The organism is Sphingomonas pokkalii (assembly GCF_003096275.1).
Taxonomy (GTDB): Bacteria; Pseudomonadota; Alphaproteobacteria; order Sphingomonadales; family Sphingomonadaceae; genus Sphingomonas; species Sphingomonas pokkalii.
On the sequence record NZ_QENQ01000001.1, the window covers coordinates 3,160,435 to 3,172,008 of the forward strand.

The 11,574-nt window shown below is 64.8% G+C and carries 10 protein-coding genes; 5 read left to right on the top strand and 5 right to left on the bottom strand.

Annotated features, from left to right (window positions below; all coding sequences use genetic code 11):
* The first annotated feature begins 184 nt into the window (after positions 1 to 184).
* The 4 genes from DD559_RS14495 to DD559_RS14505 all read left to right on the top strand — a co-directional run bounded on the left by DD559_RS14495 (position 185) and on the right by DD559_RS14505 (position 5,876).
* Complete coding sequence (locus tag DD559_RS14495; RefSeq protein ID WP_206364506.1) at positions 185 to 2,101, top strand: methyl-accepting chemotaxis protein; 1,917 nt, start codon at positions 185 to 187, stop codon at positions 2,099 to 2,101.
* Positions 2,102 to 2,136: 35 nt separating this feature from the next.
* Positions 2,137 to 2,283: a hypothetical protein gene (locus DD559_RS19860; protein ID WP_165831099.1), complete on the top strand. Its 147-nt coding sequence runs from the start codon at positions 2,137 to 2,139 to the stop codon at positions 2,281 to 2,283.
* Between the two features lie 148 nt (positions 2,284 to 2,431).
* Positions 2,432 to 4,042 (top strand): NAD(P)/FAD-dependent oxidoreductase, encoded by a 1,611-nt coding sequence (locus tag DD559_RS14500; protein WP_116469814.1) that lies wholly within the window; start codon positions 2,432 to 2,434, stop codon positions 4,040 to 4,042.
* A gap of 70 nt (positions 4,043 to 4,112) precedes the next feature.
* A complete protein-coding gene (locus DD559_RS14505; protein ID WP_116469815.1) occupies positions 4,113 to 5,876 on the top strand; it encodes a putative bifunctional diguanylate cyclase/phosphodiesterase in 1,764 nt (587 codons plus the stop codon).
* On the opposite strand, the gene DD559_RS14510 is transcribed toward DD559_RS14505, so the two are convergent.
* The gene (locus DD559_RS14510; RefSeq protein ID WP_116469816.1) at positions 5,873 to 7,651 is read right to left on the bottom strand and encodes an ABC transporter transmembrane domain-containing protein; all 1,779 of its coding nucleotides are present in this window, start codon (positions 7,649 to 7,651) and stop codon (positions 5,873 to 5,875) included. The two genes, DD559_RS14505 and DD559_RS14510, sit on opposite strands and share 4 nt — an antisense overlap.
* A 151-nt stretch (positions 7,652 to 7,802) precedes the next feature.
* On the opposite strand from DD559_RS14510, the gene DD559_RS14515 reads away from it, so the two are divergent.
* Positions 7,803 to 9,035 (top strand): polyhydroxyalkanoate depolymerase, encoded by a 1,233-nt coding sequence (locus DD559_RS14515; protein ID WP_116469817.1) that lies wholly within the window; start codon positions 7,803 to 7,805, stop codon positions 9,033 to 9,035.
* Positions 9,036 to 9,071: 36 nt separating this feature from the next.
* Here DD559_RS14515 and DD559_RS14520 read toward each other — a convergent pair whose 3' ends face one another.
* The 4 genes from DD559_RS14520 to DD559_RS14535 form a co-directional block, all read right to left on the bottom strand.
* Positions 9,072 to 9,440 carry a YkvA family protein gene (locus DD559_RS14520; RefSeq protein ID WP_116469818.1) on the bottom strand — a complete coding sequence of 123 codons (369 nt, stop codon included), beginning with the start codon at positions 9,438 to 9,440 and terminating at the stop codon, positions 9,072 to 9,074.
* Between the two features lie 41 nt (positions 9,441 to 9,481).
* The gene (locus tag DD559_RS14525) at positions 9,482 to 9,961 is read right to left on the bottom strand and encodes a pyridoxamine 5'-phosphate oxidase family protein (RefSeq protein ID WP_116469819.1); all 480 of its coding nucleotides are present in this window, start codon (positions 9,959 to 9,961) and stop codon (positions 9,482 to 9,484) included.
* A gap of 43 nt (positions 9,962 to 10,004) precedes the next feature.
* On the bottom strand, positions 10,005 to 10,955 hold the full coding sequence (locus tag DD559_RS14530) for a glucokinase (RefSeq protein WP_116469820.1): 951 nt from the start codon (positions 10,953 to 10,955) through the stop codon (positions 10,005 to 10,007).
* A gap of 114 nt (positions 10,956 to 11,069) precedes the next feature.
* Positions 11,070 to 11,561 carry a DUF805 domain-containing protein gene (locus DD559_RS14535; protein ID WP_116469821.1) on the bottom strand — a complete coding sequence of 164 codons (492 nt, stop codon included), beginning with the start codon at positions 11,559 to 11,561 and terminating at the stop codon, positions 11,070 to 11,072.
* Between the last annotated feature and the right edge of the window lie 13 nt (positions 11,562 to 11,574).

Genomic DNA, 11,574 nt, shown 5'->3' on the forward strand with positions numbered 1-11,574 from the left:
ATCGACCCGAAGTATGATTGTAGGGGTGTTCTTAACTATAGTTCGAGCTAAGCGATACTACGTACGCAATCGGCGGTGTTTTTGCCTCTGCTATAATGTCTTTAATATTGAGACCGTTCAACGTGGCGTGGCTGCGGTTGGCCCTGTCTGTTGAAAATAAATCAAATGACGAAGGCAAGGCAACATGGTGTTCTCGGGCGCATTCAAGAAAACGGCACGTATCGAGGTGGCCTTGGCGGAAGTTCGCGCCCTGACGCAACGAATCGCTGATGGCGATTTTTCGCGCCGTGCCCGCGAGGATGTTGCAACCGACCAAGCCAGAGACTTGCTCATCGCAGTGAACGAACTGCTGGATGTGGTAACGACGCCGGTTGCCGAGTTGCGCGAGGCAGCGCACCATGTGTCTTCGCAGCACGACCTCGGGGATATCGACGTCGTTTTGCCGGTGGATGCCTTCCGGGGTGATCTTGCCGCGATCGCCCGAACGGTCAACCACACCGTCGCGGGCCACATCGCCGTGAAGAAAAAGGCCATGGCCTGCGTCAAGGCGCTCGGGGAAGGCGACTTCGAAGCACCTTTGGATAGCTTCCCGGGCAAGAAGGCGTTCATCAATGAAACGATCGAGGCGCTTCGCGGGAATCTGAAGGGGCTGATAGCCGAGATGAATCGGATGTCGGCCGAGCACAATGCTGGCGACATCGACATTTTCCTGCCGGTCGAGCGGTTCCGCGGTGACTTCAGGGTGGTCGCGCAGGGCATCAACGACATGGTCGCAGGCCATATCGCCGTGAAGAAGAAGGCGATGGCGTGCATCAAGGAGTTTGGCGACGGTAATTTCGCGGCATCGCTCGAGCAGTTTCCTGGAAAGAAGGCCTTCATCAATGCAACCGTCGAAGCGCTCCGCGCGAATCTGAAGGGAATTACGGACGAGATTCAGCGTCTCATCGTCGACGCGACGAAGGGCAAGTTGAGCGAGCGCGGGGATGCCGCGCGCTTCCAGGGTGACTTTGGCGGCTTGGTTGCTGGAATTAACGGGATGCTGGACGCAATTCTGCATCCGATCGGCGAAGGCAACAGGGTGCTCGCGCTGGCAAGCGCCGGCGATCTGACGCACCGGGTGGCGATCGACTGCGAAGGCGACCATCGCCGCATGAAGGATGCGGTGAACACCCTTGTCGACAATCTCGCCAAGTTCGCCGGCGAGGTCGCGTCCGCTTCGGATGAGGTTGCGGAAAGCAGCCAGGAACTTTCCGCAAGCGCGGAGCAGTTGAGCCAAGGCGCGACAGAACAGGCAGCGTCCACCGAGGAAGCTTCGGCTTCCATGGAGCAGATGGCTTCCAACATTAAGCAGAATGCCGATAACGCCGCGCAGACGGAGAAGATCGCCCGCCAGTCTTCGAAGGATGCCGAGACGAGTGGAGCGGCGGTGACAAGGGCCGTGCAAGCGATGCAGACGATCGCAGAGCGCATCTGCATCGTCCAGGAGATCGCGCGCCAAACCGATCTGCTGGCGCTGAATGCCGCTGTCGAGGCGGCGCGTGCGGGCGAACACGGCAAAGGCTTCGCGGTCGTCGCCGCGGAAGTGCGCAAGCTCGCGGAGCGCAGTCAAACGGCAGCGGCTGAAATCGGCACCATGTCGTCCAGCACGGTCAGCGCTGCTGCCGAGGCTGGGGAAATGTTGACGCGCTTGGTGCCTGACATTCGCCGGACGGCTGAACTGGTGGCGGAGATCAGCGCCGCGTGCAGGGAGCAGGATATCGGCGCCCGCCAGATCAACGAAGCGATTCAGCAACTGGACAAGGTCACGCAGCAGAACGCCGCGGCGTCGGACCAGATCTCCGCACGATCGGCCGCACTCACGAATCAGGCGGACGATCTGCAGGAGAGCATCTCGTTCTTCCGCATCGAAGCAAGCGATCGCCCAGCCGCTCGCCGTAAAGCGAACAAGAAGAGCGCCGCGAACAGCACCGCACCGAAGGGGCGCCCCGGCGGGAGGCTTGAAACGTCCCCGCGCCACAATGGCCGGGCGCATGGCTTTGCGATCGATCTGCAAGTCGGCGGTGACGATGGCGAAGATGCCAATTTCGGGCACCAGGCCTAATCCCGGTGGGGTATGAGCGAATGGCCGGATTTGGCGTGCGCCGTCATTCCGGCCACGGCAAGCCGGACGTTCGCGGCGCGACGGCGATGATGGTCGCTGCTGCCGGTTCTCTCCGCATGGCGGCCTATGCCGGCAATGAACGATCTGCACTGACCGGCGGTGCGCAGGCGCAGAAGCGGTAACGGCTCTGCCTTGCCGCGCGTGATGAAGGAGGTTCGCGGAGATCGCTCCGCCTTATGCGGCCGATCGCGACAATCCCCGGTTTGCCGTGCGAGCCCATGGGGCTAAAGGGAGCGCTGCTCCCCCGCATCTGCTGGAACCCGAATTTCGATGTTGCGCCTTTCCGGATTGTACCTGCCCCTCGATCATCCTGCCGATGCGCTGATTCCGGCGATCGCGCGGCGGCTCGGTGTGGCGGAGGCCGATGTGCGGGGCTTCACCGTGTTCAAGCGCGGGAACGATGCCCGGCGCCGCAACGCCATCCAGCTGGTCTATACGGTCGATGTCGATCTGGCCGACGAAGCCCCGGTGCTGACGCGGCTGGCCGGCGACAAGGATGTGCGGCCGACGCCGGACATGCGGTATCGGCAGCCCTATCATGCGCCCGAGGGCTGGCGAGGCCTGCGCCCGGTGGTGATCGGCGCGGGACCGTGCGGGCTGTTCGCCGGGCTGATCCTGGCGCAGATGGGCTTCCGCCCGATCATCATTGACCGCGGCAAGATCGTGCGCGAGCGGACCAAGGACACCTGGGGCCTGTGGCGCCGTTCCGAACTGAACCCGGATTCGAACGTCCAGTTCGGCGAGGGCGGAGCGGGGACCTTCTCCGACGGCAAGCTCTATTGCCGGGTCAAGGATCCGCGCTTTCTCGGCCGCAAGGTGCTGGAGGAGTTCGTGAAGGCCGGCGCGCCGGACGACATTCTGTGGCAGGCGCATCCGCATATCGGCACCTTTCGGCTGGTGACGATGGTGGAGAGCATGCGTCGCACCATCGAGGAGCTCGGCGGCGAATATCGCTGGCAGACCCGCGTCGACGGGGTCGAACTGGACGCCCAGCGCAAGATGCGCGGCCTGCACCTGCACGACGGCAGCTTCATGGAGGCGGATCATGTCGTGCTGGCGGTCGGCCATAGCGCGCGGCCGACCTTCGAGATGCTCCACCGCATGGGCGTGCATCTGGAGGCCAAGCCCTTTTCGATCGGCGTGCGGATCGAGCATCCGCAGAGCTGGATCGACCAGGCCCGCTTCGGCAACTGCGCCAAGCATCCCGATCTGGGCGCGGCGGCCTATGCGCTGTCGCATCACTGCGCCAATGGCCGCACCGTCTACAGCTTCTGCATGTGCCCCGGCGGCCGGGTGGTGGCGGCGACCAGTGAGGAAGGCCGCGTCGTCACCAACGGCATGAGCCAATATTCGCGCGCCGAGTTCAACGCCAATTCCGGGCTTGTGGTGGCGATCGATCCTGCGCGCGATTATCCGGACGGGCCGCTCGCCGGCATCGAGCTCCAGCGCAAATGGGAAGATGCCGCCTTCATCGCTGGGGGCGCCAATTATCACGCGCCGGGTCAACTGGTGGGCGACCTGCTCGCCGGGCGGCCTTCGACGGCGCTGGGGCAGGTGATCCCCAGCTACAAGCCGGGCGTGACGCCGACCGATCTTGCCGCCTGCCTGCCGGGTTTCGTGATCGAGGCTTTCCGCGAGGCGCTGCCGGTGTTCGGTCGCCAGATCGCGCGCTACGACCACCCGGAGGCGGTGATGACCGGCGTCGAAACACGGACCTCTTCGCCGATCCGGATCACCCGCGGTGCAGATTTCCAGAGCCTCAATACGCCGCAGTTGTTTCCGGCGGGCGAAGGCGCCGGCTATGCAGGGGGCATTCTCTCGGCCGCGATCGACGGCATCAAGGTTGCCGAGGCGGTGGCGAAGAGCATGGTGGCTGGATAACCCTATGCTTCTGCATTCCTGAGAAATCTTGACCTCGCCCCGCTATAATGGGTGGTGAAGGGAAACGATTGTGCAGGACTATCGCGAAGCCGCGCGGCTGGATGCGCTCCACCAATTGAAGCTGCTCGACACGCCGCCCAGCGAAAGTTTCGATCGTATCACGCGGATGGCGGCGCAGATTTTCGACCTGCCATTTGCGGCGGTGTCGTTGACCGATCGAGATCGGCAGTGGTTCAAATCGCGTGTCGGTATCGCGCATACCGGCATTCCCCGGCACAAGGCACCCTGTTCGCAAGTGGCGGTTTCCTGCGGCGCGGTGGTGATCGAGGATTTCGCCACCGATCCCTATTATGCGGACAGCCTGCTGGCGGAGAATGGGACGCGCTTCTATGCCGGGGCGCCCTTGGTCACGAGCGACGGCCATGGGCTTGGCGCGCTGTGCGTACTGGGCGCCGAGCCGCGTGCCGTCACCGCCAGCGAGCTGTCGGCGCTGACCGATCTCGCGGCGATGGTGATGGCCCAGATCGAATTGCAGCACGCCTTTGGCCGCATCGATCCGATCAGCGGCCTGGCGACGCGTGCCCAGTTTCGCGACGACCTTGTCGATCTCGCCCGGGATCGCCCCGGCGAAGCGCGGATCGCGGTCGTCGCCGATCTCGCGCGCGACGACCAGGTTGCCAGGATCATCGGTGCGATGGGGCCGGCGCGGCTCGACGAGATGATCCGCGAGGCGTCGCTTGCCATTCAGGGCGCTTTGGGAGCGGAGCGAACCATCTACCATGTCGGGACGACGCAATTCGCGTTTCTCTCGTCGCCGGGCGCGACGGTGGACGCCTATCTTCCCATGCTGGAACAGGCATTTGAGCGCGTTCGGGCGAATTCGAGCGCACGATTCGTTACGAGTGTCGCGATCGGCGTGCGGCCCTTCCAGCTGGGGGCGGTGACGGCGGAGGATGTGCTGCGCGGCGCTGCGAGCGCGGCACAGGCTGCGCGTCGCGTCGATGGCGGGATCGGCCTCTATTCCTCCAAGCGCGATGCGATGATGCGTCGCCATTACCGGCTGTTGCAGGATTTCGGCGCAGCGCTCGAGGCGGAGGACCAGTTGCGCCTGGTCTATCAGCCGCGCATGGATTTGCGTACCGGTGCCTGCCTGGGCGCCGAAACCTTGTTGCGGTGGCGGCATCCCGTGTTTGGCGAGGTATCGCCGGCCGAGTTCATCCCGATCATCGAGCAGACCTCCCTCGCACGGCCGGCGACGCAATGGGTGCTGGACCGCGCGTTGGATCAGCTCGCCCAATGGCAGGCCATGGGGCTGGATCTGATGCTGTCGATCAACATCTCGGCCGCCAATCTGATGGAGGTCGATCTTGTGCAGCGGATCCAGCTGGCGTTGCTGGCCCGGCAGCTCCGGCCCGAGCTGCTGGAGATCGAACTCACCGAAAGCGCGATGATGGAGCAGCCGGAAAGGGCGCTGGCGATGTTGCGCGAGATTGCGGGTGCGGGCATCGCGCTGGCCATCGACGATTTCGGGACCGGCCATAGCAGCCTTGCCTATCTGCAACAGGTGCCCGCCCAGGTGGTGAAGGTCGATCAGACGTTCGTTCGCAGGCTGAACGCCGTTTCCGATGCCGATTACGTGCTGGTCGAAACAATGGTGGGCCTGATCCACAAGCTGGGCCGTCGGGTGGTGGTGGAGGGCGTCGAAACCGATCATGCGGCTGCGCTGCTTGCCGATATGGGGTGCGAGCAAGCGCAAGGCTATTGGTTCGCGCGGCCGCTGGAGGCCTGCGACTTCATCGCGTGGATCGCCCAGCGCAAGGCGATGGCAGCCTAGGCGCTTTCCTGGAACTGCAGCGCCGCAAGCCGGGCGTAGAGGCCGGCCTTGGCGACCAGCTCGGCATGGGTGCCGGTTTCGACGATGCGGCCGGCGTCCATCACGATGATCCGGCTGGCGGCGCGCACGGTGGCGAGGCGATGCGCGATGACCAATGTGGTCCGGCCCTGCATCAGCCGTTCCAGCGCATCCTGCACCAGCTTTTCGCTTTCCGCATCGAGCGCGCTGGTTGCCTCGTCCAGCAACAGGATCGGCGCATCGCGGAGCAGCGCGCGGGCGATGGCCAGCCGCTGGCGCTGGCCGCCCGAAAGGCGGGCCCCGCCTTCGCCCAGGAAGGTATCAAGGCCTTGGGGCAGTTCCCGCAGGAAGGTGGCGGCGTTGGCGGCTTCGGCCGCGGCCCAGATGGCGTCGTCGCTCGCATCCCAGGCGCCGTAGCGCAGATTGTCGCGCGCGCTGGCGGCGAAGATCACGGTTTCCTGCGGCACCATCGCGATCCGGCTGCGTATTTCGGCCGGATCGGCCTTGGGGATGGCGACGCCGTCGATGCGGATCTCGCCCGATTCCGGATCGTAGAAGCGCTGGAGCAGCTGGAACAGCGTCGACTTGCCGGCGCCCGAGGGGCCTACCACGGCAACGGTCTCGCCGGGCGCGACGAACAGTGAGAAATCCTGGAGTGCCGATACCTCCGGGCGGGTGGGGTAGCGGAAGGTAACCGCATCGAACGCGATCGCGCCTTCGGCCGGGCGGGGCAGGGCGATCGGATGGGCGGGGGCGGCGATATCCGTCTCCTGCGCGAGCAGTTCCGCCAGGCGGCTGGCGGCGCCCGAGGCTCGCAGCAGATCGCCATAGACTTCGGTCAGCGCCCCGAACGATCCGGTGACGAGGCCGGCGGTGATGACGAACGCCGTGATCGCGCCGCCGGTGATCTGCCCGGCCGCGACCCCCGCCACCGCATCCCACATGATCAGCGTGATCGCGGTGAACAGCAGGCCGATCACCAGCGCGGTCATCACCGCGCGCAGCGCGAAGCGCTTCTTCGCCGCGGCGAAGCTGCGCGTTACCGCCAGCTCGAATCGCTTCCCCTCGCGCGGTTCCTGCCCGAAAGCCTGAACGATGCGCATCGCCCCCAGGGTTTCGGATGCGATCGCGCCGATATCGGCTACGCGATCCTGGCTGTTGCGCGAATATTGGCGCACGCGGCCGCCCAGCCACACGATCGGCAACACGGTAAGCGGCATACCCACGATGAGATAGGCTGCGATCTTCGGTGCCAGCACGAACAGATAGATGACGCCGCCGATGCCGGTGAGCAGGTTGCGCAGTGCGATCGATACCGTCGATCCCACCACCTGTTCGACCAGCGCGGTATCCGAGGTGAGTCGCGACGCGATTTCCGAGGGGCGATTCTCCTCGAACCATTTCGGCGGCAGTCGCAGCAGGTTGCGGTGGACCGCCACCCGCAGGTCCGCCACCGTGCGCTCCGCGACCCAGGAGACGAAGTAGAATCGTATCGCGGTTGCGATCGACAGTACCAGGATCACCGCGAGCAGGCCCTGGAAATAGACGCCGATCTCGCTCGTGTCGGCGCCAGCGGAGAACCCGTTGTCGACGATCTGCTTGAACGTGCGCGGAATCCAGAGCGTCGCCAGGGACGAGGTGAGCAGCGCCACGGTGGCAACGGCGATCTGCAGCGGATATCCGCGCGTGAACCGCCAGATGACGAGCAGGCTGCTGAGCTTGCGGCGCGGCGCAGGCGTCGGGTTCGTGTCGGCCATGTTGGAGCGCGTAGCGCGGTTCGTGGGGCAGGGGAACCACCTGCGATTGTCCCGTTCCGCATAGCTACGACATTGCGGCGCACAACCGTGCGGTCTATATGGACCATAACAAACCCCCGCTGCAGGGATCGGGGCACGGGGAAGGACTTTTATGCTGTACGACGCCTACGAGATTCAGCGTTCGATGTTAGCCGGTGCCAGTGCACTGGCCAATTTCGGTGCAGGCCTGCTCAACAATCCGGCCAATCCCTTCGCCTATTTCGGCGGCGGCCCCGTGCTCGCCTCGGCGCTGGAGGTATTCGCCCACGCTTCGGCGCCACGCGGCAAGCCGCAATTCCTGCTCGAACAGACGATGATCGACGGCAAGCAGGTGGCGGTGCGGGAAGAAATTGTCCTGCGGAAGCCCTTCGGCCAGCTGAAGCGCTTCGTGCGCGAGGGTGTCGAAGGCGGGCCCAAGCTGCTGATCGTCGCCCCGATGTCGGGCCATTATGCCACGCTGCTGCGCGGCACGGTGGAGCGCATGCTGCCGGCGGCGGACGTGTACATCACCGATTGGCGCGACGCGAAGCTGGTAGCCACCGCCGAGGGGCGCTTCGATCTGGACGATTATATCGATTACGTGATCGCGTTCCTGGAGCATATCGGCGGGCAGGGCGATCCGCGTCCGCACATGCTGGCGGTGTGCCAGCCCTCAGTACCCTGCTACGCTGCCGCAGCGCTGATGAGCGCAGACAAGCACCCCAACCGCCCGCGCACGCTGACGATGATGGGCGGCCCGATCGACACGCGCGAGGCGCCCACCGCCGTAAACACGCTGGCGACCGAACGTCCGTTCAGCTGGTTCGAGCAGAACGTGATCGCCACCGTGCCGATGACCTATCCGGGTGCCGGCCGGAAGGTGTATCCGGGGTTCCTGCAGCTCGCGGGCTTCATGACGATGAACCTTGGCAACCACCTGATCTCGCATTGGGAAATGTTCAAGCACCTCGTCCAGGGCGACGACGAGAGCGCGGATGCGACGATGAAGTTCTATGAGGAATATCGCTCGGTCTGCGACATGACGGCCGAGTTCTACCTTCAGACCATCGACGTCGTGTTCCAGTCCCACGCCCTGCCCAACGGAACGATGACGCATCGTGGCCGGCTGGTCGATCCGGGTGCGATCACCGATATCGGCGTGCTGGCGATCGAAGGCGAACGCGACGACATCTCCGGCATCGGACAGACCAAGGCAGCGCTCACCTGCGCCAAGAACCTGCCCGAAGCCTATCGCCAATATCATCTGGCCGAAGGTGTCGGCCATTACGGCATCTTCAACGGATCCAAGTGGCGCAACCGCATTGCGCCGGTGGTCGAACAGTGGATGGCCTCCCACGCCGGATGAGGGGGCGGCCGCCCCTCGGGCGAGGCAGTCTTTCCATCAATCATAGGATGTTACGAGCCAGCTCCACACGAGCCAGGCGAGCAGTGCCCATAGGCCGAGGATGATCGCGATTCCGCCCCAGCTTACCGGGCGTCGGCTCGCCATTTCCGCCTGCGCGCGATGTTCGGCGAACTGATCCGGAGGAATCAGCTTCTCGAACAGCCAGATGCCCAGCGGGATTACGACCGCGTCGTCCACAAGCCCGAGCACGGGGATGAAGTCCGGGATCAGATCGATCGGCGACAGCGCATAGGCTGCGACCAGGACGCCGACGATCCTTGCCGCCAGCGGGGTGCGCGGATCGCGGATCGCGAGCCATATGGCATGTGCTTCGGTGCGGACGCGGTGCGCGAGGGAAGGGCCCATGCCTCTGGATCGCGCAGCCGCGCCGCCCGGTCAATCTGGGATCAGGATTCGGCGGTGCTATCCAGCTTGGCGTGGCTGCCGGTTTCGTCCGCCCGGATCTTGCCGCCGAACAGCATCTTGAGCTTGCCCGTCACCGACATGTCGGTTTCCCACATCTCGGCATCGTCGATGTCGATGCGGAGCAGCGCGAGATTGGGATCGGACTTCCCGCCAGGAAACCAGGCCTCGACCTGGTTGTTCCACAGCTTGTCGATCATCGCGAAGTCGTTGTCGATGCGTGCGGTGCCGGCCAGGCAAGCGAAGAAATCATGCCCCTTGGACACGAATTGCAGCATCGCCGGCCCGCCCTTGGCCATGCGGTTATCCTTGCCGATGAAGAAATAGATCGTATCGACCTGGTCCTCATCAAGCTGCGCAGTCAGGGGCTCGCTGTGCTGGCCATCCTGCAGGCCCACCATCAGGAAGGGGCTCGACGCCAGCTTGGACCAGAAATGCTTCTTCAGTTCTACGGTGTCGGCCATGATCTTCTCCTGGAGGATATGGCCGGGTAACGTGCGGCGGCCTTCAGGCGTTCCGAAGCGCGGCGGCCGCGCCGATCAGTTCCAGGTCGTTGCGGTTGACCAGCGCCACCGGCACCTCGGAGAGCTGGCGGCGGAACGCGGTGCGTGCCTCCATCCGCTTGCGAAAGCAGGGAGCCGCCAGATCGGACTGCAGGGCGCGGGCGATGGCGCCGGTGATGAATACGCCGTCCCAGGCATCGAACGTCAGTGCCAGATCGCCGACAAAGGCGCCGAGATGGGCAGCGAACATCTGAACTACCGCCTTGCAGACCGGATCGCGGCTGACGTTGCGGGTCACGTCTTCCGGGGTCAGCAGCCGCTTGCCACCCGATAGTGCTTCATAGGCGAGCAACAGGCCCGACGCGCTGAGCAGCGTTTCCACTTCCACCAACATTCCGCGCGCCCGGCAGAAGGCTGCAAAGCGTTCCTCTTCGGCGGTTTGCGGTGCGAAGCCGATATGGCCGGCCTCGCTCTGCACCGGCACCAGCTTTCCGTCCGAGCCGATCAGCGCGGAGACGCCCAGGCCGGTGCCGACACCGACCACCGCATAGTTGCCGGACGGAACAGGGGGCTTCGGCGCCGGCCCGGAGAGCGGGGTGAAGGCATCCTGCGGAAGCCGGGTCAGCGCCAGCGCATTGGCCGAGCATTCGTTGAGCGCGATCGGGCGTTCGCGCAGCACCGCCTCCACCCCCGATAGCGAGATATACCATCGGCTGCCGGTGAGGTTGATCAGTTCGCCACGGACTGCGCCCGCCACCGCCAACGCACTCGGCAGACGGGCATCGCGCAAGCCCACACGCGTGAGATAGCTGACAAGGGCGCTGGTGAAGGTGGGGTGATCGGTGTTGAAAAAACGCTGTTGTTCACGCGGATCATCCCCCTCCGCACCGCCGGTGAGTCCGAACCGGACGGATTGGCGGCCGATGTCCGCCACGAGCCCTACGCTATTCCCCATCGCGCCCTCACCGCGTTTGTAACGACCTTGTCGATCGGCCGATGCACAAGGGTATCGCTAACATTGCGGAAAGGGCAATAGGTTATGGCTAGCCCTCCGCAATCGTGCGGAGGTTCACCGCGTTCGCGGATCGGGGCCGAACCGGTTGGCGCCGGCCGATGGCGACCAGAAGAGCGCCACCGCCAGGATCAGCAGCGCGATCGGGCCTGCCCAGGCCGGCATCGGGATTCCTTCGTGCAACCCGATCGCCGCCAGCTGCTGGTTCAGGTCGCTTGCCAGCGCGATCAGGGCCAGCAGAATGCCCGGGACGGCGGATACGCCGACATCGTGCAGCCGTCGCACCCCAATACCGATCAGCGGCACCAGCGGGAGCAACGCCAGCGACTGTTCGAACGCGACACGCCGCCAAAGCACGGTCAGGCCGGGTGCCGTTGGCGGATGAAAGAAGTGGATTACCAGGAACAGCAGCGCTTCCGCCAGCCCTGCCAGGATCAGGGCGCTGGTGAGTTCACTGCGGGTCGCGCGGCCCCGGGCCACGAAGCTCTGGCCGATGGCGCGGAGGCCGTTCCGCAGCGACACCCCGTCGCGATAGCTGGCTGCTGTCATGTTGTGGAGGGTG

What these genes read in the sequence shown, in the direction of transcription:
- DD559_RS14495 (WP_206364506.1), top strand. Translation starts at nt 185, where the DNA reads ATGGTGTTCTCGGGCGCATTCAAGAAAACGGCACGTATCGAGGTGGCC.
- DD559_RS14500 (WP_116469814.1), top strand. Translation starts at nt 2,432, where the DNA reads ATGTTGCGCCTTTCCGGATTGTACCTGCCCCTCGATCATCCTGCCGAT.
- DD559_RS14510 (WP_116469816.1), bottom strand. Translation starts at nt 7,651, where the DNA reads ATGGCCGACACGAACCCGACGCCTGCGCCGCGCCGCAAGCTCAGCAGC.
- DD559_RS14515 (WP_116469817.1), top strand. Translation starts at nt 7,803, where the DNA reads ATGCTGTACGACGCCTACGAGATTCAGCGTTCGATGTTAGCCGGTGCC.
- DD559_RS14520 (WP_116469818.1), bottom strand. Translation starts at nt 9,440, where the DNA reads ATGGGCCCTTCCCTCGCGCACCGCGTCCGCACCGAAGCACATGCCATA.
- DD559_RS14525 (WP_116469819.1), bottom strand. Translation starts at nt 9,961, where the DNA reads ATGGCCGACACCGTAGAACTGAAGAAGCATTTCTGGTCCAAGCTGGCG.
- DD559_RS14530 (WP_116469820.1), bottom strand. Translation starts at nt 10,955, where the DNA reads ATGGGGAATAGCGTAGGGCTCGTGGCGGACATCGGCCGCCAATCCGTC.
- DD559_RS14535 (WP_116469821.1), bottom strand. Translation starts at nt 11,561, where the DNA reads ATGACAGCAGCCAGCTATCGCGACGGGGTGTCGCTGCGGAACGGCCTC.